This is a genomic window from Mesorhizobium qingshengii (assembly GCF_900103325.1).
GTDB lineage: Bacteria > Pseudomonadota > Alphaproteobacteria > Rhizobiales > Rhizobiaceae > Mesorhizobium > Mesorhizobium qingshengii.
Window position 1 is genome coordinate 1 of sequence record NZ_FMXM01000003.1, and the last position, 23,119, is coordinate 23,119.

At 64.4% G+C, this 23,119-nt stretch carries 21 protein-coding genes; 14 read left to right on the forward strand and 7 right to left on the reverse strand.

What is annotated here, in order from left to right; translation table 11 throughout:
- The 5 genes from BLS48_RS03680 to speB all read right to left on the reverse strand — a co-directional run.
- Nucleotides 1-506 (reverse strand): cyclic nucleotide-binding domain-containing protein (locus BLS48_RS03680; RefSeq protein ID WP_091576186.1); only part of this gene is annotated, 506 nt, incomplete at its 3' end.
- 860 nt (nucleotides 507-1,366) lie between these two features.
- The gene (locus BLS48_RS03690) at nucleotides 1,367-2,011 is read right to left on the reverse strand and encodes an amino acid ABC transporter permease (RefSeq protein WP_091575677.1); all 645 of its coding nucleotides are present in this window, start codon (nucleotides 2,009-2,011) and stop codon (nucleotides 1,367-1,369) included.
- Nucleotides 2,008-2,664, reverse strand: coding sequence for an amino acid ABC transporter permease (locus BLS48_RS03695; RefSeq protein ID WP_091575678.1), 657 nt, complete (start codon nucleotides 2,662-2,664; stop codon nucleotides 2,008-2,010). Before BLS48_RS03695 ends, BLS48_RS03690 begins: the two co-directional genes overlap by 4 nt.
- A gap of 6 nt (nucleotides 2,665-2,670) precedes the next feature.
- Nucleotides 2,671-3,480, reverse strand: a complete 810-nt coding sequence (locus BLS48_RS03700) for a transporter substrate-binding domain-containing protein (protein WP_091575679.1) — start codon at nucleotides 3,478-3,480, stop codon at nucleotides 2,671-2,673.
- Between the two features lie 82 nt (nucleotides 3,481-3,562).
- The gene (gene speB / locus BLS48_RS03705) at nucleotides 3,563-4,624 is read right to left on the reverse strand and encodes an agmatinase (RefSeq protein WP_091575680.1); all 1,062 of its coding nucleotides are present in this window, start codon (nucleotides 4,622-4,624) and stop codon (nucleotides 3,563-3,565) included.
- 211 nt (nucleotides 4,625-4,835) lie between these two features.
- Here speB and gcvA point away from each other — a divergent pair, with 211 nt between their 5' ends.
- The 8 genes from gcvA (at nucleotide 4,836) to BLS48_RS03745 (ending at nucleotide 13,652) form a co-directional block, all read left to right on the forward strand.
- Nucleotides 4,836-5,810, forward strand: a complete 975-nt coding sequence (gcvA, locus tag BLS48_RS03710) for a transcriptional regulator GcvA (protein ID WP_091575681.1) — start codon at nucleotides 4,836-4,838, stop codon at nucleotides 5,808-5,810.
- Between the two features lie 159 nt (nucleotides 5,811-5,969).
- A complete protein-coding gene (gene pncB / locus BLS48_RS03715) occupies nucleotides 5,970-7,274 on the forward strand; it encodes a nicotinate phosphoribosyltransferase (RefSeq protein WP_091575682.1) in 1,305 nt (434 codons plus the stop codon).
- A gap of 21 nt (nucleotides 7,275-7,295) precedes the next feature.
- The gene (locus BLS48_RS03720) at nucleotides 7,296-8,738 is read left to right on the forward strand and encodes a hypothetical protein (RefSeq protein ID WP_091576187.1); all 1,443 of its coding nucleotides are present in this window, start codon (nucleotides 7,296-7,298) and stop codon (nucleotides 8,736-8,738) included.
- 154 nt (nucleotides 8,739-8,892) lie between these two features.
- Entirely contained in the window at nucleotides 8,893-10,197 is a 1,305-nt protein-coding gene (locus BLS48_RS03725) for an ABC transporter substrate-binding protein (protein ID WP_091575683.1), read from the forward strand.
- Between the two features lie 161 nt (nucleotides 10,198-10,358).
- The gene (locus tag BLS48_RS03730) at nucleotides 10,359-11,240 is read left to right on the forward strand and encodes a branched-chain amino acid ABC transporter permease (protein WP_091575684.1); all 882 of its coding nucleotides are present in this window, start codon (nucleotides 10,359-10,361) and stop codon (nucleotides 11,238-11,240) included.
- Nucleotides 11,237-12,199, forward strand: coding sequence for a branched-chain amino acid ABC transporter permease (locus tag BLS48_RS03735; RefSeq protein WP_091575685.1), 963 nt, complete (start codon nucleotides 11,237-11,239; stop codon nucleotides 12,197-12,199). Before BLS48_RS03730 ends, BLS48_RS03735 begins: the two co-directional genes overlap by 4 nt.
- Nucleotides 12,196-12,921, forward strand: coding sequence for an ABC transporter ATP-binding protein (locus BLS48_RS03740; protein ID WP_091576188.1), 726 nt, complete (start codon nucleotides 12,196-12,198; stop codon nucleotides 12,919-12,921). Before BLS48_RS03735 ends, BLS48_RS03740 begins: the two co-directional genes overlap by 4 nt.
- Complete coding sequence (locus BLS48_RS03745; RefSeq protein ID WP_091575686.1) at nucleotides 12,918-13,652, forward strand: ABC transporter ATP-binding protein; 735 nt, start codon at nucleotides 12,918-12,920, stop codon at nucleotides 13,650-13,652. Before BLS48_RS03740 ends, BLS48_RS03745 begins: the two co-directional genes overlap by 4 nt.
- A gap of 3 nt (nucleotides 13,653-13,655) precedes the next feature.
- Here the strand turns inward: BLS48_RS03745 and BLS48_RS03750 are convergent, their stop codons facing one another.
- Complete coding sequence (locus BLS48_RS03750; protein ID WP_091575687.1) at nucleotides 13,656-15,065, reverse strand: sodium:proton antiporter; 1,410 nt, start codon at nucleotides 15,063-15,065, stop codon at nucleotides 13,656-13,658.
- A 46-nt stretch (nucleotides 15,066-15,111) separates the two neighbouring features.
- Nucleotides 15,112-15,726, reverse strand: a complete 615-nt coding sequence (pncA, locus tag BLS48_RS03755; protein WP_091575688.1) for a bifunctional nicotinamidase/pyrazinamidase — start codon at nucleotides 15,724-15,726, stop codon at nucleotides 15,112-15,114.
- A gap of 270 nt (nucleotides 15,727-15,996) precedes the next feature.
- On the opposite strand from pncA, the gene BLS48_RS03760 reads away from it, so the two are divergent.
- From BLS48_RS03760 to BLS48_RS03785, 6 genes are read left to right on the forward strand one after another with little or no spacing between them, the layout of a single operon-like run.
- The gene (locus BLS48_RS03760; protein ID WP_091575689.1) at nucleotides 15,997-16,860 is read left to right on the forward strand and encodes an FAD binding domain-containing protein; all 864 of its coding nucleotides are present in this window, start codon (nucleotides 15,997-15,999) and stop codon (nucleotides 16,858-16,860) included.
- Complete coding sequence (locus tag BLS48_RS03765; RefSeq protein ID WP_244529508.1) at nucleotides 16,857-19,631, forward strand: molybdopterin-dependent oxidoreductase; 2,775 nt, start codon at nucleotides 16,857-16,859, stop codon at nucleotides 19,629-19,631. The genes BLS48_RS03760 and BLS48_RS03765 overlap by 4 nt, the downstream gene beginning before the upstream one ends.
- Nucleotides 19,628-21,169 carry a 6-hydroxynicotinate reductase gene (locus tag BLS48_RS03770; RefSeq protein ID WP_091575691.1) on the forward strand — a complete coding sequence of 514 codons (1,542 nt, stop codon included), beginning with the start codon at nucleotides 19,628-19,630 and terminating at the stop codon, nucleotides 21,167-21,169. Before BLS48_RS03765 ends, BLS48_RS03770 begins: the two co-directional genes overlap by 4 nt.
- Entirely contained in the window at nucleotides 21,169-22,053 is an 885-nt protein-coding gene (locus BLS48_RS03775) for a UPF0280 family protein (RefSeq protein WP_091576189.1), read from the forward strand. The genes BLS48_RS03770 and BLS48_RS03775 overlap by 1 nt, the downstream gene beginning before the upstream one ends.
- The gene (locus tag BLS48_RS03780; protein ID WP_091575692.1) at nucleotides 22,046-22,630 is read left to right on the forward strand and encodes an amino acid synthesis family protein; all 585 of its coding nucleotides are present in this window, start codon (nucleotides 22,046-22,048) and stop codon (nucleotides 22,628-22,630) included. Before BLS48_RS03775 ends, BLS48_RS03780 begins: the two co-directional genes overlap by 8 nt.
- On the forward strand, nucleotides 22,627-23,088 hold the full coding sequence (locus tag BLS48_RS03785) for a MarR family winged helix-turn-helix transcriptional regulator (RefSeq protein WP_091575693.1): 462 nt from the start codon (nucleotides 22,627-22,629) through the stop codon (nucleotides 23,086-23,088). The genes BLS48_RS03780 and BLS48_RS03785 overlap by 4 nt, the downstream gene beginning before the upstream one ends.
- The last annotated feature ends 31 nt before the right edge of the window (nucleotides 23,089-23,119 follow it).

Genomic DNA, 23,119 nt, shown 5'->3' on the forward strand with positions numbered 1-23,119 from the left:
AGTCCGAGATAGTCGCCGATGTCCATGCGCGACATGGGCAGTTCGATCTGCCGCAACCCGCCTTGCCGCTCGGCCATGTCGACCAAGAAGGCGGCGACACGTTCGATGGCGTTCTGACGACCGAGGACCAGCAGGTGTTCCTGAGCTCTGGTCAAGCCCTTGAGCGCCAATGGCAACAACTGACGGGACATGTCCGTTCCAGCAGTGACGCGGAAGACGCGGACACCCGTGGCATTGATTGCTTCCGCGAAGAAATGGTGCGTCGTGTCGGCTTCGAAGCCGAATGTCTCTCCAGGCAGGTGGAAGGCGCTTATCTGCCGTCGGCCGTCAGCAAGCAGGCGGTAGACGCGCACGGCGCCGAACTCGATCTGATAGACGGCTCCGGCCTTCTCCCCGTGGGCATAGATCTCCGCGCTGGCGGGATAGAAGCTAAGCGGTTGCCGCAGTGTGGGCTCGAATGCCACAGGCGATGACAGGGCAGTTCTGGAGGCCGTGTAAGCGTGCATGGCTGTTTTCCCGGTTGATCCGTGACACACAAATCGCGCGAATCGGGGGGTGGCGAAATTCGGTTTTGTCCCTACGGGAAACTACCTAGGCTGACGGTTAGCATGGTGCCAATGCCGCTTCGGAGGTGGGGCGAAGCCAGTCGAGCGTCGCCAAGGTGCTTTGCGGAAACCTATCGTTATTCGCGCTGGGATGGTGAACGCACATCTTGCCTTTGCCGATCCTGTCAAGGGAGAGACCCATACAGCCAAAGCCGGGCCAACAGCCCGCAAAGTCGACGCGCCATTGACTCGCATCAAGGTGCCGAGATCCCGTCCCTTCAATGTGGTTTCATATTCATTGAAGAGGCACGCCATGAACAGCGTCCACGATGCGAATGGCTACTCGGTTCTGTTTTCGCGCTTGCAATCATTGTGACAGGGATAGGACTTGCAGTCGGTTAGCCCCTCTCGGATTACGTGTCGCGAGTTCAAGTCGCGACAGAACGGCCGCTGACGGAGGAGAGGGTCACAGAATTGGCCCGTGGGGCGCGGAGGAACTCCGCGATGTCGTGACCGGTCGCCATGTCTCCGCACACTTGTCTGATGCAACTCACACGCCGGCAGTTCGCCGCAGTGACGCCATCCCCGACAAGCACGTGCCCTAATTCTTTCCGCTCCAACGGCAGCTATCGGAATTGCCGTAAGCCACTCTGGACGGCCGAGATGCGGCGCAAAGCGGTCATGTGCGCTTTCACCTGGGAGAGTCCGCTTTTTGGTCAAAAGCTGACGCATCCAACGTCATCAAATGATCCAAAGGAGGCATTCGAGCGCTCTCTGGTTTTTGGTCCCGTCGATGTTGGTCAACACAACATGCACTCCATTCAATGGGCGGCGCGCTTCTCAAGCGAACGCGCGTATTGCGTCAGCGGGAAGCACATGGCGAAGAAGATCAGCGCCACCAGGCCGTAAACCTTGAACGGTTCGAAGGTGGCGTTGTTGATGGCGTTGGAGGTCCGCACCAACTCCTCGAAGCCTATGATCGAGGTGAGCGCCGTCGACTTGATCAGCTGTACCAGGAAGCCGACCGTCGGCGCGCGGGTGATCGAAAACGCCTGCGGCAGGATGATCAGCCGCAGCTGCTGCAGATAGTGCAGGCCGAGGCTGGCGCCGGCGTCCCATTGGCCAAGCGGCAGCGCGTCGACGCCGGAGCGCCAGATTTCGGCGAGATAGGCACTGGCGAAGAAGGTGAGGCCGAGCACCGCCGCCGTCCACGGTTCGATGCGCAGGCCGAGCATGGGCAGGCCGAAGAACATCAGGAAGAGCTGCATGAGCAGCGGCGTTCCCTGGAACAGCGCGATGTAGCCGGAGGCGAGGCGCCGGCTCCATGTGTTCTTGGCGATCCGGAAGAACAAGACGATCATGCCGACGATACCGCCGCCGATGAAGGCGGCCAGCGACAACAGCACCGTCCAGCGGGCGGCAAGCAGCAGGTTGCGAACAATGTCCCAGAAGGTGAATTCGATCATGACACGCCAGCCCCAAGCACGTGGCGTCCGCCGGAAACCAGCAGCCGGCGCAAGGCCATCGACAGGACCAGATAGACCATCGTCACGACAAGATAGGTCTCGAAAGAGCGGAAGGTGCGTGCCTGCAGCATATCCGCCTCGTAGGTCAGCTCCCGCACCGCGATCTGCGACACGACGGCGGACTCCAGCATCATGATGACGATCTGGCTGGTGAGCGCGGGATAGATCACCGTGAGCGCCTGCGGCAGCACGATCTTGATGAACACCTGGCGTGGCCGCAGCCCAAGCGACAGGGCTGCTTCCGTCTGCCCGATAGGGACGGCGTCAAGCCCGGCGCCAACGATCTCGATGGTGTAGGCCGCCATGTTGAGCGTCATCGCCAGCATGGCGGCCAGCATCGGGTCGAGCCTGATGCCGAGGCTGGGCAGCCCGAAGAAGATGAAGAACAGCTGCACCAGGAACGGCGTGTTGCGGACGATCTCGACATACCAGGCGATCGCCCGCTTGAGCAGCACCGGGCCGTTTCGGCGTCCCGCCGCACCCAGGATGCTGAGGAACGTTCCCGCGAGCGTGGTCACAGCGATCAACAGGATCGTCGTGGCCGCCCCTCGCGCGATGTCGCCTGCAGCACCTGGAAGCCAGGCAAAGGCCACGGAAACTCAATCCTTGAGGTTGTCGGGATTGAGCGGCGTCTTCAGCCAGGCTTTTGAGCTTTCGTCCAGCTTGCCGTCGGCCAGCATCTTGGCGATGGCGTCGTTGACCGCCTTCTTGAGGCTGTCCTCATTCTTGTTGAGACCGATATGCGAGGGCGAGGTCAGAAGCTGGAATTTCTGCTCCGGCTTGAGCTGATCCTGCTTTGCCAGAACCTGCGCGCCGACATCGTTGCCGACGACCATCAGCTGGGTCTGGCCGGAGATGAAGGCCTGGATCACCGAATTGTAGTTGTCGAAGCGCTTGATGTCGGCCGAGGCGGGTGCCGCCTCGGTGAGCGAGGTATCCTCGAGCGTGCCGCGATTGACGGCGATCGACTTGCCGGCAAGGTCTTCCTTGCCTTTGACCGTCAGGGCCGCCGGACCGATCACCGCGATGTAGTAGGGCGCGTAAGCGGCGGCGAAGTCGATGACCTGCTCACGTTCCTTCGAATAGCCGACGCTCATCAGGATGTCGACGCGGTGGTCGTTCAGATAAGGGATGCGGTTCTGGCCGGTGACGGCGACGGGATTGAGCTTCACCTTGAGCGTGTCGGCAATGTATTGCGCGACGTCCATGTCGTAGCCCTTGAGGCTCATGTCGGCGCTGGCCGAGGAGAAGGGCGGAAAATCGGCGAAGACGCCGACATTGATGGTGCCGGCCTTGGTGATGTCGGCCAGTGCGTCGGCGTTGGCGGCCTGTGTGGCGAAGCCGAGGCCGGCGGCGCCCAGCACCAGGACGGCGGCGATGGTTGATTTGAGTGTCGTGCGGATTGTCATTGTTATTCCCCTGTCTGGAAGCTTTGTCTGTTTGAGGCGGTCGCCGGCTCCAGCGCGGCGGCCGCCCTTTGCTTTGGCAGGATCAGGCTGCCTTGCCGGTGACGGCCGGGCTGAACACCATCAGGCTCAGGATCTCGAACAGCACCTGTGCCGCGGCATGCGCCGTGTTTGTGGTGGCGTCGTATTGCGGCGCCACTTCGACGACGTCGCCGCCGACGATGTTGAGGCCCTTCAGGCCGCGCAGCAGTTCCAGCACTTCCCGCGTCGTCAGCCCGCCGACTTCCGGCGTGCCGGTGCCGGGCGCGAAGGCCGGGTCGACACTGTCGATGTCGAAGGAGACATAGGTCGGGCCGTCGCCGACGATCTTGCGCGCCTTCTCGATGATGGCGGGAATGCCGAGGCCGGTGACCTCCTCGGCGTGGACCACGGTCATGCCGGACTCGTAGGTGAACTCCCACAGATATTCGGCCGAGCCGCGGATACCGATCTGGATGGTGCGCGTCGGGTCGAGCACGCCGTCCAGCACCGCGTTGCGGAATGGACCGCCATGATGGAACTTGGTCATGTCGAACAGGCCGCTGGTGTCGCAATGGGCGTCGATGTGGATCAGCCCGACCGGGGCCTTCTTGCCGACGGCTTTCAGGATCGGATGGGTGATCGAATGGTCGCCGCCAACCGAAAGCGGAATGACGCCGGCATCGACGATCTGGTTGGTGCGGCGCTCGATATCCTCATGGCTGATCTCCAGCCGGTAGCGGCTGCGGAACGGCGTGTCGCCGATGTCGGCGACCCTGAGCTCGTGGGTCGGGGCGCATTCCAGCACATGATTGTAGGGGCCGATGCGCTCGATGGCGCGCAGCGCCCTTGGCCCGAAGCGCGAGCCCGGCCGATTGGTGACGCCGAGATCCATCGGCACGCCGATCATCGCCACCTGCAGGTCGCCGAAATCCGGGTTCTCGGCCGCGATTTCGCGGTAGGGCGCGGCAAGGAAGGTTGGGATGCCGGAGTAGGGCGCCAGTCTTGTGCCGGACTTGGAAAAGATCTTGTCGGCGACCTTGCGGAATTTCGGGTCGAACATCTCGCCGCCATGGCTCTCGCCATATTTGCGACGCAACGCGTCGAGCTTGCCGCGATCGTAACCCATGCTGGTTCTCCCTGCTTGACTGGAGCGATCTGGTCTTCGGCGACGCGTGGCTCGATCCGTCTCGGATCCCGCCGTGGTTGCGCCGGCCGCCTGCTGACCTGACGTCTTGATGCTGTTCCCGGGGCAAAGTGTCGGGCAGCCCCTTTGAAAAATCAATTGATATTGTTAGGTTGTTTTCTGTGAGAAAAACTCACAAACTATCGAGAGCAAGATGGCCAAACGCCTGCCGCCCCTCAATCCGTTGCGCGCCTTCGAGGCAACGGCCCGTCATGGTTCACTGACCAAGGCGGCGAGCGAGCTGAATGTCACCCACGGCGCCATCAGCCACCAGATCAAGGCGCTGGAGCAGTCGCTCGGCGTCAAGCTGTTCGAGCGTGTCGGCCAGCGGGTCAAACTGACCCCGCATGGCGCCGAACTCTTGCCGGCCGTATCGACCGCCTTCGACGGCATCGCGGCCGCCACCCAGCGGTTGACAAGGCCGGCGAGCAGCGGCGCGCTGTCGGTATCCTGCGTGCCGGCGCTGCTGTTGCTGTGGATGACGCCCCGGCTGGGCAGCTTCACCGCGCAATATCCCGACATCCAGCTGACGCTTAATCCCTCCAACGATCCCAAGGATATCCGGGCGCCGCATATCGATGTCTGCGTGCACTATGGCGACGGCAGCTGGGCCGATTGCTGGATGCGCAAATGGTCGGGCCTCGAGCTGTTTCCCGTGGTCAGCCCGACATTGATCAACAACCGCCCGATCCGCAGCGTGCGCGATCTCGCCGACCATGTCTTCCTGCATGGCGACGATGGCCGCGAGTGGCACACCTGGCTGGCAGCCGCCGATGCGCTGGATCTGGAACGCGGCCGCCGCCATCACCTGGGCGATGCCCGGATGGCGACAGAGGCCGCGGTCCACGGCCATGGCGTGGCGCTTGGCGATTCGGTGACGGCAAGCGCGCTGCTGGCCAGAGGCATGCTGGTCGCGCCGTTCGGCCTGTCGGTGCCGGCGGTCGACGATTTCTACGTCGTCTGCCGCAACGAGATGAGATCGACGCCCATCGTGCAGGTGTTCATCGACTGGCTGTTTGCCGAGAAGGCGCAGGATGACGGCCGCGCCGGCGCGCCGGTGGCGGGCCGCATCGTCAGCCGCCGAAAGCGTCCGGCACTCAGGGTCATCGGCGCCAAAACCGGGAGCTGACACAGACCCGCGGTTCGCGACGACCGCCGAATGATCTTCGGTCGGATGCAAGCGTTTCTTTTTGTCGGGCCAGCCTCAAACCGGGCAGCGTTTTGGGCAATTCGATGCTATGAGGCCTGTCGCGGTGTGGACAGCAGGCAGCGAAGGCGGTGTTGAGATATGGCTAAGACCGATATTGCGCGGCGCGTCTACAATCACACCTGGAAGCTTGACCCGATCGTGCGCAGCCTGCTCGACACCGATTTCTACAAGCTTTTGATGCTGCAGATGATCTGGGGCATGTATCCCAAGGTCGACACCACCTTCACCCTGATCAACCGCACCACTTCGGTGCGGTTGGCGGACGAGATCGATGAAGGCGACCTGCGCGAACAGCTCGACCATGCGCGCACGCTGCGCTTCTCCAAGAAGGAAATGATCTGGCTCGGCGGCAACAATTTCTATGGCCGCAAGCAGATCTTCGAACCGGAGTTCCTTGCCTGGCTCGAAAATTTCCGGCTGCCCGCATACGAACTCTGCAGGCGCGATGGCCAGTACGAGCTCACCTTCAGCGGTCCGTGGATGTATACCACGCTGTGGGAGATTCCGGCGCTCGCCATCATCAACGAATTGCGCTCACGCGCCGCCATGCGCGCCTTCGGGCCTTTCGCGCTCGATGTGCTCTACGCCCGCGCCAAGGCCAAGATGTGGGCCAAGACCGAGCGGCTGAAGGCGCTGCCCGGCATCCGCATTTCCGACTTCGGCACGCGCCGGCGGCATTCCTTCCTGTGGCAGCGCTGGTGCGTCGAGGCGTTGAAGGAAGGCATCGGCGAGGCTTTCACCGGTACCTCCAACGTGCTTTTGGCGATGGACAACGACCTCGAAGCGCTCGGCACCAATGCGCATGAACTGCCGATGGTGTTTGCAGCACTTGCCAATTCGGAGAAGGAGCTGAAACAGTCGCCCTACAAGGTGCTGCAGGACTGGCAGCGCTACTATGGCGGCAATCTGCTGATCGTGCTGCCCGATGCCTTCGGCACCGCCTCCTTCCTGCGCGACGCGCCGGACTGGGTGGCTGACTGGACCGGTTTTCGCCCCGACAGCGCGCCGCCGATCGAAGGCGGTGAAAAGATCCTGTCCTGGTGGCGCGAGAAGGGCAAGGATCCCCGGCAAAAGCTGTTGATCTTCTCCGACGGGCTCGAGGTCGAAACCATCGAGGAGACCTATCGCCATTTCAAGGGCAAGGTGCGCATGTCCTTCGGCTGGGGCACCAACCTGACCAACGATTTCGAGGGCTGCGCGCCGACCGAGACCAACAGACTGGACGCCATATCGCTGGTCTGCAAGGTCACCGAAGCCAATGGCCGGCCCGCGGTCAAGCTTTCCGACAATCCGGCCAAGGCGACCGGCGACGAGAAAGAGATCGAGCGCTATATCGGCATCTTCGGTGAGAAGGACCGCGTGGAGCATCTGGTCAAGGTTTGAGGCATGGGTGCGCCAGCCAAGATGGCAATCTTGGATAGCGTGAGTTCCTTCGCGCAACGCTGTCGTCTGGGGTTGGCGATACTGCCTGCGGCTCTCTGGCTCGTCTCACCCACCCCCGCCTTCGCCCATGCCTCCGACCGTGGCCATGTCCTTCTCTTGCCCACCGGCTACTATCTGGCCGGCGGCGCCTTCGCGGTGGCCGTCAGTTTCCTCGTTCTGGCGTTGCTGCCGGCGGATCGGCTTGAGAGTTTCTGGCGCCGCCGGCTGCCGCTCTTCGCGCTCGGTGACAGCGCCCGAGCCGCCGTCAGCCTGATATCCTTTGCCGGCTTTGCAATTTTGATCGCCGCCGGCGTCCTCGGCAGCCGCGACCCGCTCTCCAACCCGCTGCCGCTGGTGATCTGGACCCTGCTGTGGGCCGGTGGCACGCTGCTGCAAGGTGTCTTCGGCGATCTCTGGTCATGGCTGAACCCGTGGTATGGGCCGTGGCGTCTCGCCTCGCGGCTGTTCGGCACAGGCGATGACGCGGCACTGCGCCTTCCCCGCTGGCTCGGCCTCTGGGCGGCCGTCATCTTGTTTTTCGCCTTTGCCTGGTTTGAACTCGTCGATCCGGCCCCCGATGATCCGGCACGGCTCGCCGCAGACGCCGGCCTCTACTGGCTGCTCACCTTCCTCGCCATGCTGGTGTTCGGCTACCGAGACTGGAGCCGCAGCGGCGAATTCCTGACAGTCTTCTTCTCGATGGTGGCGCGCTTCGCCGTCGTCGAGCGCGACGAAACCGGCCGGCTCGGCCTGTGCTGGCCGGGCGCCAAACTACTCGCCGCCGAGCCGCTGCCGATCAGCGGCATCGCGTTTCTGTTGTTGGCCCTGTCGTCGGTGTCCTTCGACGGCCTGTCGAAAACCTTTTTCTGGCTCGGCCTGTTCGGTATCAATCCGCTCGAGTTCCCCGGCCGCACCGCCATGATCGGCAGCGGCACTTTCGGTCTTGTCCTGACCTTCGTGCTGCTGGCGGCGGTGTTCATGCTTGCTGTCTTGCTCGGCCGGCGACTTGCAGGCAACGAACATACTCCAGGGAAGGCAGCCGGCCTGCTGGTGTGGTCGATCGTGCCGATCGCGCTCGCCTATCATGTCGCGCACTATCTGACGGCGCTGCTCGTCGACGGCCAATACGCGCTTGCGGCGCTGTCCGACCCGTTCGCGCTGGGCTGGAACTTGTTCGGCACCGCCGATATGCAGATCGAGGCCGGCATTGTTGCCGGCGCGGATTCCGCGTGGTGGCTGTGGAATCTCCAGGCCGGCGCCGTCATCCTCGGCCATGTGCTCGCCGTCCTCGTCGCCCACGGTTTCGCCGGACGGTTGCACCCGATGCCGGCGCGTGCCGCACTCAGCCAGTTTCCGCTCACCGTGCTGATGATCGCCTATACGGTCTTCGGCCTCTGGTTGCTTGCCACGCCGACCGCCGGATGAGAAAAGGGCGGCCCCGATGTCGTTGGGGAAAGCTCGCTTGCCACATCAAGGCTTTGGTGATTTAGTTTGTACACATGCAATTTTTTGCACCCTCTGAGCGAGGATGCCGAAGCCGCCTTATCGTTGGTCAAGATTGAAAAACAGGGGAACGAACATGGCTGACAAGAACGGATTTTTCGACCTCTCCAAGACTGCCCTCACCCGCCGCACGGCGCTGAAGGGACTGGCCGCAGGCGCCGGCCTTGCTGTTGCCCCGGGTTTCGTCCGCTACGCGCAGGCGCAGAGCTCGGCGCCGATCAAGATCGGCTTCCAGTCGCACCGCACCGGTATCGGCGCCGCCTATGGCCGCTGGTACGAGAAGACCACCGCCGCAGCGATCAAGGCGATCAACGCAGCCGGTGGCATCAATGGCCGCCAGGTCGAGGTGATCATCGAGGATGACGGCACCGATCCCGGCCGTGGTGCCGAGGTGGTCGGCAAGTTCGCCACCCAGCACAAGACCGACATCGTCTTCGGCACGCTGTTCTCTCACGTCGTCATCGGCTCCGCGCCCGCCGCCGGCGAGGCCAAGATCCCCTACTTTGTCGTCAGCGAAGGCCACCATGTCGCCTCGACCAAGCTGAACCGCTATGTCTTCCAGCCCGGCATCACCGACGTGAAGAGCCAGATCCAGGCGATGGCGCCGTGGATCGCGGGCAATGTCGGCAAGAAGGTCACCATGATCTTCCCGGATTTCGCCTTCGGCTACGACCATCGCGACTACCTGCCGCCGGCGCTGAAGGCGCAAGGCGCCGACGTCATCGCCCAGATCGCCATCCCGCCGACGGAATCCTCCTTCACCAAATATTTCCCGCAGATCCCGGCCGAGACCGAGGTGCTCTACCACGTCATGGTCGGCCCGGCGGTGCTGACCTTCGTCAAGGAGCTCGGCGAGTTCTACGGCTCCAACCGGCCGCAACTGTTCGGCTTCATGGATTCGCTCGAGGCCACCGACATCAACAGCCCCGGGCTGGAATTCCTCGACGGCAGTCATTTCTGGGAAGGCTCGCCGCGCTATGCGCAGCCTGACGATTCCGCCGCGCAGAAGGCCTACCGCGCCGCCGTCGGCATCGACGACAATGGCGCCGCCGTCGGCGATCCCAAGGATATCTCCACCGCCTCGCACATGTTCGGCTGCTGGGAGACGCTCTACGTCGTCAAGAAGGCGATGGAAGACGCCGGCTACAAGGGGCCGGAAGATCGCGCCAAGCTGGTCGAGGCGACGGAGGCACTGACCGAGTTCGCCGAGGGGCCCGAGCATCCGCAGGGACCAAAGACCTTCAACGGCAAGATCCACCAGTGTTTCGGCATCCAGAACATCTCCAAGGTCGAAGGCGGCAAGCTGAAGGTCGTCCACAAGACCAAGATCGAGGACGGGCTCTACGAGGCCGAGGGCGATTATACGACGCAGGCGCTGTGAGGCGCCTCACCCTCCTCCTTGTGGGGAGGGTCGGCGAATAGGCTTCGCATCTTGCGAAGCCTATGAGACGGGGTGGGGCCGCGACGGCCCATGCCCCATTCCCCCACCCGACCGCTGCGCGGTCACCCTCCCCACAAGGGGGAGGGTAAAGGGCGCCCTGAATGCACTTCGGACCCCACCTCCTCCTCGCCGCCCTCGAAGGCCTCGTCACCTCGGCCGTGCTGGCGCTGACGGCGCTTGGCCTGTCACTGGTGTTCGGCGTGATGCGGGTCGTCAACGTCGCGCATGGCGAGTTCTTCATGCTTGGCGCGGTGCTGGCCTGGGCGATCACCACGGCGATCGGCGGCCACCCGGCACTCGGCTTCCTGGCGGCGCTGGTGATTGCGCCGCTGATCGTCGGCACCATTGCACTGATCGCCGAACAGCTGGTGCTGCGCCGGCTCAACTACAATCCGGAAGCCACCATCGTTGCCACCATCGGCATGCTCTACATCATCCAGCAGCTGGCGCTGACCTTCTACGGTCCGGAGGCGCGGCCGGTAGAGCCACCGTTCAGCTACCGCATCCTTTTGCCGTGGTTCGGCTATTCCGGCTACAAACTGTCTGTTATCGCCGCCTCCGCCCTGCTGCTGATCGCGACATGGCTGGTGCTGACCCGGACCAAGATCGGCCTCATCATGCGCGCCACGCAGTATGACAGCGAGACGGCGCAGGCCTTCGGCATTCCGGTCGACCGCGTCTATGGTGGCGTCTTCGCGCTCGGCGCCATGCTGGCGGCTGTCGCCGCTGTGCTGATCGTGCCGATTAGCCAGGCGCATTACCTGATGGGGCAGGATCCGCTGCTCCTGTCCTTCATCGTCGTCATCATCGGCGGTCTCGGCTCGCTGCGCGGCACCGTCGTCGCCGCCGTGCTGATCGGCCTGTCCGACGGCATCATCTCAATGTTCTTCTCGCCGACACTGGCCAAGATCATCGCCACGCTGCTCGTCGCCATGGTGCTGGTGTTCCGGCCGCAGGGCCTGTTCGGGACGGTATCGCGATGAGCGAAGCTTCGCCGGCAAAGGCCTATGCGCTGCATCTCGGCGTCATCGCGCTGCTCTTCCTGCTGAGCTTCCTGCTGCCGGACTATTATCACGGCCTGCTCGCCCGCATCATGGTGCTGGCGGTCTTCGCCATGGGCTACAACATCTTGTTCGGCTATGTCGGCCTGCTCAGCCTTGGCCATGCCATGTTCTTCGGCGCCGGGCTCTACGGTGCCGGCCTTGCCGTCATCCAGCTCGGCTGGAGCGTGCCGGCGGCAATGCTCAGCGGGATTGCCTGCGGCGCGGTTCTGGCCCTGGTCATTGCGCTGCTGGCGTTGCGCACCACGGGCGTCGCCTTCATGATCGTCACCATGATGTTCGCGCAGGTCTTTTACCTCCTCGTCCTCTACTTCGCGGCGTGGACCGGTGGCGACCAGGGCATGGTCGTGCCGCAGCCGGCGCGTGTCCTCACTTTCGGCGCGACCGCGCTTGACCTCACCAACCCGACCGTGCGCTACATGACAGCGCTGGCGCTGTTCTCGCTCATGCTGCTGATCACGCTTGCCATCGTGCGCTCCAGATATGGCCGCGTGCTGGTCGCCATCCGCGAGAACGAGGAGCGGACGAAGATGCTCGGCTACGACACCTTCTCCAACAAGCTCGCGGCCGTCGTCGTCTCCGGCACTATCTGCGCCGCCTCGGGCGCTGCCTACGCGCTGCTGTTCGGCTATGTCGGATCGAGCTTCGCCTCGGTGCAATACTCGATCCTGCCGCTGCTGTGGGTGCTGCTCGGCGGCGCCGCCACCACGCTCGGGCCGCTGATCGGCACGCTGTTCATGTACTATGTCATCGACATCACCAGCGGCTACACCTCCGCCTATCTGCTGATCGTCGGCATCGCACTGATCCTGCTGGTGCTGTTTTTCCCCAAGGGCATTCTCGGCAGCATCCGTCAGCGCTGGCTCGGGTGGCTGCCATGATGCCGCTTTTGATCACCAAGGGCCTGTCGCGCAATTTCGGCGGCCTGCGCGCCGTCGACAATGTCGATTTCACCTTGATGCCGGGCGAGATCCGCGCCGTCATCGGCCCCAACGGCGCCGGCAAGACCACCTTTGTCAGCCTGATCAGCGGCCGTATCCAGCCCTCTTCCGGCATGATCGTCTTCGACGGCGCCGACATCACCAGCCAGCCGGCCTATGCCCGGGTCCGCCAGGGCATCGCCTACACGTTCCAGATCACCAGCGTCTATGCCAACCTGTCCGTTTACGCCAACGTCGCGCTGCCCGCGCAACTGACGCTGCGGCATGGCCCTTCCAAGAGCGCGATACAGGCCGCCGTCATGGCGGCGCTCGAACGCACCGGCCTTGCCGACCAAGCCGCCATGCCGGCCGGACAATTGTCCTATGGCCATCAGCGCCTGTTGGAAGTGGCTATGGGCCTTGCACTGAAACCGCGCCTGCTGATCCTCGACGAGCCGACGCAAGGGCTGGCCGACGGCGAGATCGACAATTTCATCACCCTGGTGCGCGAGATCGCCAAAAACGCCACCGTGCTGCTGATCGAACACAACATGCCTGTGGTCATGCATCTGGCCGACCGCATCACCGTCTTCAACGCCGGGAAGATCCTGGCCGAAGGCACGCCGGAAGCGATCCGCGAGAACGCAGCGGTGCAGGAGGCCTATCTGGGGACCGCCCCATGACCGAAACAAACAAGGCGGAGACAAAGCCCGAGGCGCTGGTGATCTCGGAACTGGACTGCTTCTATGGCGAGGTCCAGGTGCTCTACGGTCTCGACCTCGTGCTGAACAAGGGCGAGGTGCTGTGCCTGTTCGGCCGCAACGGCGCCGGCAAGACGACGACGCTGAAGGCGATCATGGGACTGGTTCCGGTCAGGGCCGGCTCGATCAGGCTCGACGGCCAGGAGTTGACCGGACTGCCGGCGCATGAAGTGCCGAAGGCCGGCGTCGCCTATGTGCCGCAAGGCCGGCGGCTGTTCGCCGAGATGACGGTGGCGGAAAACATCGAGATCGGGCTAATGGCGCGCGGCAAGGGCAAGGCGACGCGCGAGACCGTGCTCGACCTCTTCCCGCTGCTGCGCCAGCGGCTCCGGCAGCGCTCCGGCACGCTGTCCGGCGGCGAGCAGCAGATGCTGGCGATGGCGCGCGCGCTCTGCCTCGAGCCGCGGGTGCTGCTGCTCGACGAGCCGACCGAAGGGCTGATGCCATCGATGATCTCCAAGATCCGCGAGACGGTGGCGAAGCTGCGCGGCATGGGCGTCTCCACCATCCTGGTCGAGCAGCGTGTCGATGCGGTGTTGTCCGTCGCCGACCGCGTGTGTTTCATCGAGAATGGCCGCAACCGCGAGACGGTCGATGTCGAGCAACTGCGCGCCGATCCGTCCGCTGTCCGCCGCTATGTCGGCGTCGGGTGAGGTTCACCCGAAGAACAGGAATCCGGCGATCAAGAAGGTCGGGATCAGCACGAGGCCAGACCACGCCATGTAGCCGAAGAAGCCCGGCATTTTCACGCCACGATGCCTGGCAATGGCATAGACCATGAAGTTGGGTGCGTTGCCGATGTAGGTGTTGGCGCCCATGAACACGGCGCCGGCCGAGATCGCCGCCAATGTCGGGGCGGCTTCCGTCATCAGATGCCGTGGATCGCCGCCGGCGAGTTCGAAGAACACCAGGTAGGTCGGCGCGTTGTCGAGGAAGGACGACAGCGCTCCGGTCAGCCAGAAATAGGCGAGGTCGTTGGGTTGGCCAGTTGGCGAAGTGACCAGCGCGACCAAGGGCGCCAATGCGCCTTCGTGGCCTGCCCTGAGGATGGCGACGACCGGCACGATGCAGATGAAGATGCCAGCAAACAGTTTCGCAACTTCCGATATCGGGCCCCAGTTGAAGCCGTTCGCCTCCCGGTGGCTCTTGCGCGACACGGCGAGCGAAAGGAAGGCGAGCGCCAGGATGATGGCGTCGCGCGCCAGGTTCTGCAGCTCGAGGCTGACGCCGAGTATGGAGAAGCTCACGCCCGGCTTCCAGCTTGCCGACAGCAGGATCGCACCGATCACACCGGCAAGGAGCGGGATGTTGGGCAGCCCCCGCAGGCGCACCGTTTTGTCCGGCGTCGGGTCCTTGATCTTCGGCGCGCCGGCCTCGCGGTGATGCAGGATGCTGTCGATCGCCAGGAAGACGATCAGCACCACCCCGCTGACGAACAGCGTCTCGCGCCAGAGGTTCGCCGTTGTCCAGAAAAAGTCGACGCCGCGCAGAAAGCCGACGAACAGCGGTGGGTCGCCCAAGGGCGTCAGCGAGCCGCCAATGTTGGACACCAGGAAAATGAAGAAGATGACGACATGGGCATTGAACCGCCGGTTGTCGTTGGCGCGCAGGATCGGCCGGATCAGGATCATCGAGGCGCCGGTCGTTCCGATGATGGAGGCGAGAATGCCGCCGACCAGCAGCAGTCCGGCATTGACCAGCGGCGTGCCATGGATGTTGCCGGCAAGGAGGATGCCGCCCGAAATGGTGAACAGCGCGAACAGCAGGATGATGAACGACATATATTCGGTAAGCAGGGTATGCAGCACGGCTTCGGCGGCAGCGGGAACGCCGAAGGCCGCGACCAGCGGCACCACCACCAGCGCTGCCCAGAGCGCCGTGATCTTGCCGTAGTGATGCTCCCAGACATGGTGGAACAGCAGCGGCCCCGTGGCAATCGACAAGAGCAGGCCGGCAAAGGGCAGCGCCCACCACAGCGACATCGAGGCGCCGGGCAGCCCGTGTTCCTCTGCCGCGAAAGCCTGTGCTGGAAACAGCAGCGCGACGGCGATCGCAGCGCCCGCCACTACCCCCGTGATCCACAAAAAGCTCCCCCGACGCCCCACTGTCCGTTCAGTCCGACAAATGGTCTTCGAGCGTCACGCCGGCGTCGCGCATGCGCTGCAGCATCGCCCCGACGGAGCCGTTGAGATCGATGCCACGGCAGGCATCGAGGCGGACGGTTATTTTGAACCCCTGTTTGGCGGCGTCCAGCGCTGAAAAGCCAACGCAGAAGTCGGTCGCCAGGCCGACCAGTGTCAGCCTGTCGATGCCGCGCTCGCGCAGATAGCCGGCAAGGCCGGTCGGCGTCGTCCGGTCGTTCTCGAAGAAGGCCGAATAGCTGTCGATCTCCGACCGAAATCCCTTGCGGATGACAAGCTCGGCCTTGGTCCAGGCGAGGCCGGAATGGAAATCCGAGCCGATACTGCCCTGGATGCAATGATCCGGCCACAGCGTCTGCTGGCCGTAGGGCATCTCGATCGTCGTAAAGGGCTGCGAGCCTGGATGGCTGGAGGCAAAGCTCGAATGGCCGGCGGGATGCCAGTCCTGCGTCAGCACGACATGGTCGGATCGCCGGATCAGATCGTTGACCAGCGGCACGATCTCGTCGCCACCGGCAACCGCCAGCGCGCCACCCGGGCAAAAGTCGTTCTGCAGGTCGATGACAACAAGCGCTTCGTCGGCCATGGGGCTTCCTCTTGGTTGTCGCGGGAGTGCGCTTCAGTGACAAAAATGCCGGTGACGCGACCGGACGCAGAAACTTGACCAGATGGCCGGCTGCGTCAACCTCTGGCGGCATAACAAATACGTGGCGGGCGAGCGGCCGCAAACTCCGGCTTTGACAATTCCCGCCGGCTTGATATCATTTGCATACGAATGAATTTGGCCAGTTCCGATGCTGGCAAGGTCTTTCGAAACACCCATTTCTGGAAGGCCCTCTTTTCTGGAAGGTAAAGCGTGATCCGTTACGCGAAACCCACCACGGTCGACGAGGCGCTCGCCCTACTCGGCGAGGGCGCCTGGCGTATCCTTGCCGGCGGCACCGATTTCTATCCGGCACAGGGCAGCAAGCCCTTCCGTGACAGTGTCCTCGACATCAATGGCCTGGCCGCGCTGCGCGGCATCGCCGAGACCGGCAGCCACTGGGTCATCGGCGCGCGCACGACCTGGACCGACATCATTCGCCATCCCTTGCCGCCGGCTTTCGATGCGCTGAAACAGGCGGCGCGCGAGGTTGGCTCGGCGCAGATCCAGAACGTCGCTTCGGTCGCCGGCAATCTCTGCAACGCCTCGCCGGCCGCCGATGGCGTGCCGGGCCTGCTGACGCTCGATGCCGAGGTCGAACTGCGTTCAGCAGCGGCGACCCGCCACCTGCCGCTGCGGGAGTTCGTTCTCGGCAATCGCCGCACTGCCCTGCAGGCGAGCGAGATGGTCACGGCAATCCGCGTCCCTAAGCCTGCCGCCTCCGGCATGTCGGCTTTCGTCAAGCTCGGCGCGCGGCGCTATCTCGTCATTTCCATCGCCATGGTGGCAGCACGTCTGGTCGTGGAGAATGGCGCCGTGACGGAAGCGGCCGTCGCCGCTGGTTCCTGCTCCGTGGTGGCCAAGCGGCTTGCCGGCGTCGAGGCCGCCTTGCGCGGGCTGGCTGTCGGCCCGTCGCTCGCCGATGCGGTCCTGTCCGCGCCGATGGCTGAACTGTCGCCGATCGCCGATGTGCGCGGCAGCGCCGAATACCGGCTCGATGCGGTGCGCGAGATCGTTGCCCGCGCCGTGCTCACGGCCACTGGACAGATGACCGGCGACAAGGCAGTGGCGGCATGAGCAAAGCTCAGCCTGGCATGGCCATGGATCGCGTCGACATCGCCTTCGAGGTCAATGGCGCCGCCATCTCGGTCAACGTGCCGCCGCTGCGCCGGCTGTCTTCCGTGCTGCGTGACGAATTGCGGTTGACCGGCACCAAGGTCGGTTGCGACGCCGGTGATTGCGGCGCCTGCACGGTGCTGGTCGACGGCGATCCCGTCTGCGCCTGCCTGATGTCGGCGGCTTCCGCCGCGGAGACGGCGATTACGACCGTCGAGGGGCTCGCCAATGGCCGGCTGTCGGCGTTGCAGGCCTCGTTCCTCGCCCATGGCGCCGCGCAATGCGGCATCTGCACGCCGGCCCTGCTCGTTGCAGCGACTGCGCTGCTGGACAAGAATCCCAACCCGACCGAGACCGAGGTGCAGGATGCGCTGGGCGGCATTCTCTGCCGCTGCACCGGCTACCGGAAGATCATCGCGGCGGTGATGGATGCCTCATTGCAGGCAGCCGGCCTCGATTTCCGCTTGCCCCAATCCGGCCACGCGATCGGCTCCTCTCCGGTCCGGCTCGACGGCGTGCCGAAGGTCACTGGTGGTGAAAAATTCGGCGGCGATTCCTTCCCCGCCGATGCGCTGGCCGTGCTGGTGGTCCGCTCGCCGCATTATCACGCCAGCTTCGCCTTCGGCGATCTCGAAGGCTGGGCGAAGCAGCATCCAGGCATCGCCGGTGTGTTCACCGCGGCCGATATTCCGGGAAAGAACTGTTTCGGCGTCATCGGCCCGTTCGCCGACCAGCCGACGCTGGCCGAAGGGTTTGCGCGCCTTCGTGGTGAAGCAGTGGCGCTGGTTGCCGGCGAGCGCGAGGCCATGCTCGATCTGGACCTGTCGGACTTCCCGGTCCGCTGGACCGAATTGCCGCATCTCCTGCAGCCCTGCGAAGCGCAGGCCAGCGGTGCCAAGCTGATCCATGAGAGCCGCCCGGCGAACCTGCTCACCTCGGGCTTCGTCGAGCGCGGCGAACCCGAGGCGGCGCTTGCCGGCGCTGCCGTCACCGTGTCCGGTGCGATCGAAACCTCCTATGTCGAGCATGCCTATATCGAACCGGAAGCCGGCTATGCATATCTGGACGGCGACACGCTGGTCGTCGTTGCCTGCACCCAGGCACCCTACATGGACCGCGACGACACCGCCAAGGTGCTCGGCCTTGCCGCCGACAAGGTGCGCATCGTGCCGACCGCGACGGGCGGCGGCTTTGGTTCGAAGCTCGACGTCTCGCTGCAGCCGCTGATCGGACTGGTGGCGCTGAAGACCGGCCGCCCGGCGGCGCTGGCCTACACCCGCAACGAATCAATGATGTCGACCACGAAGCGCCATCCCTCGGAGATGAAGGCGACCATCGGCGCCGACGCCGACGGCCATGTCACCAGCATGATCTTTGCCGGCGATTTCAACACCGGCGCCTATGCCAGCTGGGGCCCGACCGTCGCCAACCGCGTGCCGGTGCATGCTTCCGGCCCCTATGCGACGCCCAACTACCGCGCCGAGGGCCGTGCCATCCACACGCATGGGCCGATTTCCGGCGCCTTCCGCGGCTTCGGCGTGCCGCAAGCGACGATCATGCAGGAAACGCTCTACGACGAACTGGCCGGCAAGCTCGGCATGGACCGGCTCGACTTTCGCTTGAAGAACTGCCTTCGGAACGGCTCCGAAACGGTTACCGGGCAGCGGCTGGACTCCGGTGTCGGCATCGCCGAATGCCTCGAATCCTTGCGGCCGCATTGGGCGCGAGCCAACGCCGATGCAGATACATTCAATATGGCTAATGTAAATAAAAGGCGCGGCGTTGGTATCGCTTCCTGCTGGTATGGCTGCGGCAACACCTCGCTGCCCAACCCGTCGACCATCAGGGTCGGCATCTCGCTGTCCGGCGACATTGTACTGCATCAGGGCGCCGTCGATATCGGCCAGGGCTCCAATACGGTGATAGCCCAGATCTGCGCCGACGCGCTTGGCCTGCCGCTGGAAAAATTCCGGCTGAGGAGCGCCGACACGGCGATCACCCCCGATGCCGGCAAGACATCGGCCTCGCGCCAGACCTTCGTCACCGGCAAGGCGGCCGAGAAGGCCGGCCGCGCCTTGCGCGAAAAGATTCTGCGCTTTGCCAATGTGTCCGGGAAGGCGTCCCTGCAGCTGGACGGCTCGGCGATCGTCATCCGCGAGGGTGACGCCGCCCGCCGCATCGAGCTTGCCGCTCTTGACGAGGATGCCGATGGCTTCGTCTTCCGCGCCGAGGAGACGTACGATCCGCCGACACTGCCGCTCGATGCCAAGGGCCAGGGCAAGCCTTATGCGGTCTACGGCTACGGCGCGCAGATCGCCGAGCTGGAAGTCGACCTCAAGCTCGGCACGGTGAAGCTGATCAAGATCACCGCCGCGCACGATGTCGGCAAAGCGATCAACCCGCTGCTGGTCGAGGGCCAGATCGAAGGCGGCATCGCGCAAGGCATCGGCATGGCGCTGATGGAAGAGTACATTCCCGGTCGCACCGAGAACTTGCACGACTATCTCATTCCGACCATCGGCGACGTGCCGCCGATCGAGACGATCCTGATCGAGGTTCCCGACCCGGAAGGTCCGTTCGGCGCCAAGGGCCTGGGCGAGCATGTGCTGATCCCGACGGCACCGGCGATCCTCAACGCCATCAGGCACGCCACCGGCGTCCTGGTCACCAAGGTTCCGGCGACGCCGACGCGTATCCGCGCCGCCATGCGCGACAAGGAGGCACGCCGATGAGCGAGCTTGCCGAACGCTTCGAAACACATGATCCTGGCGAGAAGCTGGTGGCGGAGAAGATCCGCTGCGATGCCTGCCCGGTGATGTGCTACATCGCCGATGGCCGCACCGGCGCCTGCGACCGCTACGGCAATGTCGGCGGCAGGATCGTGCGGATGGACCCGCTGACCATCCTCGACCATGCAGCGGAGACCGGCGCCGCCGTGGTGCCGTTCGTCGCCGAGGGCGAGGCATGGGATGGCGAACTGGTCAACACCGGCCGCCGCTTCGTCACCGCCATCGGTGCGGGCACCACCTATCCCGACTACAAGCCGGCCCCCTTCATCGTCAGCCAGGAGGTCGAAGGCGTCGATCTCGTCACTGTCGTCACCGAGGGCATCTTCTCCTACTGCGGCGTCAAGGTGAAGATCGACACCGATCGTCATATCGGACCCGAAACGGCTGTCGTGCGATCGCAGGGCGAGGCGATTGGCCATGTCACCACGGGCGAATATGGTTCGCAGATGCTGTCGCTGGGCGGCGTGCACCATCTCACCGGCGGCTCCAAGGCGGAAGGCCGCGCCACCTGCGACGCGCTGCTCAATCTGTGCAACCGCAAGCCGGTGGAACTCGCCATCGACGGCGGTGCCACCATCATCGTCGAAGCCGGCAAGCCACCCGTCATCGACGGCAAGCAGGAACACCGTATGCGCGTCGGTTGCGGCTCGGCGACCATCGGCATGTTCGCCACGCAATGGCGCGGCCTCGTCGACGAGGTGGTGGTGGTCGACGACCACATCACCGGCGTCGTTTCCGAGCATCAGGCCGGCAAGGTGCTGGGCTGGCAGGATACCGGGATCAAGATCATCGGCCGCCGTTCTACACCTGGCCGCTATTTCAAGGTATCCGAGCCCGGCCTCGGCTGGGGCGGCACCAGCATATCCGACCCGCTGTCGATCCTCGGCGAGTGGAATGCCAAGAAGGGTGCGCGGCCGGGCCTGTCGCTGCTGATGGTCTCGACTACCGGCGAGCAGTTCGCCTATTACGAGCTCGACGATGAGTTGAAGCCGGAGCGGAAGCCGTTTCCGGAGCGGCTGCAAAAGTCCGTCGGACTGATCGAGGAGAATTGCGAGCCGGCGCTGTGCACCGTGTTGTTCATCGGCGGCGCCGGCGGCTCGCTGCGCGCCGGCGTCACCGAGAACCCGGTCAATCTCACCCGTTCAGTGCAAGGCTTGACCACCTATGTGACGGTCGGCGGCGCGCCGGTCTATGTCTGGCCGGGCGGCGGCATCACGCTGATGGTGGATGTCACCCGGGTGCCGGAAGGCGCTTTCGGCTATGTGCCGACCCCGGCGCTGGTGGCACCGATCGAATTCACACTGCGCCGCGACGACTACATCAGGCTCGGCGGTTACGAGGCCGAGATCCGCAGCGTCGACGATATCGTTGCCAAGGGTGGCGAATATCTCAATCCACGCCGCGGCACGGATGCTGTGGCCGGCAATCCATGGCCGCCACTTGCGCAATTGCACCGCACGCCGACGAACGGGGCCGGATGATGAACGGCCCGCAAGCGCACTGGCTGCAGGACGGCAAGCGGCTGCATCTCAACCACGGGCCAATCGACCTGATCGTCGAGGCTTTTGGCGAGGCGCACGAATGCCGCCTGGCCTATGAGCAGGCGGTTGCGCGCTTCCAGACGATCCTGATCGAGTTGGTCGAGGAGCTTCCCGAATTGCGACTCCCGGCGTTTTTCTTGGCGCCGCGTACCTTCGCCGGGCCGACGGCGCGCCGCATGGAAGCAGCCGTAATGCCCTTGGCGGAATGCTTCATAACACCAATGGCGGCCGTTGCTGGATCGGTAGCCGACGAAATGCTCGCCGCGCTGCTTGCCGGTCGCAAGCTCGATCGCGCCTATGTCAATAATGGCGGCGACAGCGCTCTCCATATCGGCAGGGGCCAGTCGATGGGTCTGGCGATTGCCGGCACCGGCAACGGCATGGCGGACCGGATCACCATTCGCTCAGAAGATGGCGTTCGCGGCGTTGCAACCAGCGGCTGGCGTGGCCGCTCCTTCTCACTTGGCATTGCCGACGCCGTCACCGTTCTCGCGCGGACTGGCGCCGAGGCCGATGCGGCAGCGACGCTCATTGCCAACGCCGTCGACCTGCCCGGCAATCCCGCCATCAGGCGCGTTCCCGCACACGAACTGTCGCCCGACAGCGATCTCGGCCCGCGCTTGGTGACACAGGCCGTCGGAACACTTGCATTTGGCGAGGTGGTGCGGGCGCTGGACAATGGCCTTGCCGTCGCCGAAGATTTTCGCCGGCGCGGGCTGATTGCCGGATCGGCGCTGTTTCTTGGCGGTGAGGCCCGCATCAGCGGCTCCGTTGCACTCGCCGCGCCCAACAAAATCCCAGGGAAGGAAGTAACCCATGCCTGAGTTTCCGATCCGCAAGATCGCGGTGCTGACCGAAGAGATCTTTCACGAGGGCGGGCCGGTGGCCAAGGTGCCGCGCCGGCGCGCCGCCGCGATGGCATTGGTCAAGAACCCGTTCGCAGGGCGCTATGTCGAGGACTTGCAGAGCGCCATGGATGACCTGAAGCCGCTCGGGCTGCTGCTCGCCGACCGGCTGATCGCGGCCCTCGGCGGCGACGTGAAACAGATCGATGGTTACGGCAAGGGTGCCATTGTCGGCACATCAGGTGAACTGGAGCACGGCGCGCTCTGGCATGTGCCGGGCGGATACGCCATGCGCGAGCGGCTCGGCGACGCCAAGGCGATCGTACCGTCGGCGAAGAAGGTCGGCGCCTTCGGCTCGAAGCTAGACGTGCCGCTCGGCCACATCAACGCCGCCTATGTGCGCAGCCATTTCGACGCCATGGAAGTCGGCATCAGCGATGGCCCGCGCCCCGACGAGATCCTGTTCTGCCTCGCCATGACCTGCGGCCCGCGCGTGCATGACCGCATGGGCGGCCTGGCGGCCAAGGATATCAAGGCCTGGGACGGGCTGCGGTGAGCGGCGAGGATAATCTGCTCAAGCTGGTCGAGGCCGAAGAGCCTGACGAAAACGACTATCGCCTGCAGGAGCAGGTCGGCTTCATCCTGCGCAAGGCGCATCAGCGCCATGTCTCGATCTTCGCCGCGCGTATCGCCGATCTGACGCCGCCGCAATTCGCGGCGCTCGCCAAGCTGCGCGACGTCGGCGAGACCTCGCAGAACCAGCTCGGCACGCTGATCGCCATGGATGCGGCGACGGTGAAGGGCGTCATCGACCGGCTGAAGGCGCGCGGCCTGGTCGAGCTCTCCAAGCATGAGGTCGACAAAAGGCGCTTGCTGGTCAACCTGACCGCCGAGGGCCGCGACGCGGTCGAGCGCCTGATCCCGCTGGCCCGCGAGATCACCCAGGAAACGCTGGCGCCGCTCTCGGCCAAGGAGATCGCCACTTTCATGAAGCTGCTGGCCAAACTGGCGTGAGTGGAGATAATCCGGATTCTTTCCAGGTGGA

Bases quoted from the DNA above. Each gene is read 5' to 3' on its own strand.
- BLS48_RS03690 (WP_091575677.1), bottom strand. From the start codon at position 2,011: ATGATCGAATTCACCTTCTGGGACATTGTTCGCAACCTGCTGCTTGCC.
- BLS48_RS03700 (WP_091575679.1), bottom strand. From the start codon at position 3,480: ATGACAATCCGCACGACACTCAAATCAACCATCGCCGCCGTCCTGGTG.
- speB (WP_091575680.1), bottom strand. From the start codon at position 4,624: ATGGGTTACGATCGCGGCAAGCTCGACGCGTTGCGTCGCAAATATGGC.
- gcvA (WP_091575681.1), top strand. From the start codon at position 4,836: ATGGCCAAACGCCTGCCGCCCCTCAATCCGTTGCGCGCCTTCGAGGCA.
- pncB (WP_091575682.1), top strand. From the start codon at position 5,970: ATGGCTAAGACCGATATTGCGCGGCGCGTCTACAATCACACCTGGAAG.
- BLS48_RS03720 (WP_091576187.1), top strand. From the start codon at position 7,296: ATGGCAATCTTGGATAGCGTGAGTTCCTTCGCGCAACGCTGTCGTCTG.
- BLS48_RS03725 (WP_091575683.1), top strand. From the start codon at position 8,893: ATGGCTGACAAGAACGGATTTTTCGACCTCTCCAAGACTGCCCTCACC.
- BLS48_RS03730 (WP_091575684.1), top strand. From the start codon at position 10,359: ATGCACTTCGGACCCCACCTCCTCCTCGCCGCCCTCGAAGGCCTCGTC.
- BLS48_RS03735 (WP_091575685.1), top strand. From the start codon at position 11,237: ATGAGCGAAGCTTCGCCGGCAAAGGCCTATGCGCTGCATCTCGGCGTC.
- BLS48_RS03740 (WP_091576188.1), top strand. From the start codon at position 12,196: ATGATGCCGCTTTTGATCACCAAGGGCCTGTCGCGCAATTTCGGCGGC.
- BLS48_RS03745 (WP_091575686.1), top strand. From the start codon at position 12,918: ATGACCGAAACAAACAAGGCGGAGACAAAGCCCGAGGCGCTGGTGATC.
- pncA (WP_091575688.1), bottom strand. From the start codon at position 15,726: ATGGCCGACGAAGCGCTTGTTGTCATCGACCTGCAGAACGACTTTTGC.
- BLS48_RS03765 (WP_244529508.1), top strand. From the start codon at position 16,857: ATGAGCAAAGCTCAGCCTGGCATGGCCATGGATCGCGTCGACATCGCC.
- BLS48_RS03770 (WP_091575691.1), top strand. From the start codon at position 19,628: ATGAGCGAGCTTGCCGAACGCTTCGAAACACATGATCCTGGCGAGAAG.
- BLS48_RS03775 (WP_091576189.1), top strand. From the start codon at position 21,169: ATGAACGGCCCGCAAGCGCACTGGCTGCAGGACGGCAAGCGGCTGCAT.
- BLS48_RS03780 (WP_091575692.1), top strand. From the start codon at position 22,046: ATGCCTGAGTTTCCGATCCGCAAGATCGCGGTGCTGACCGAAGAGATC.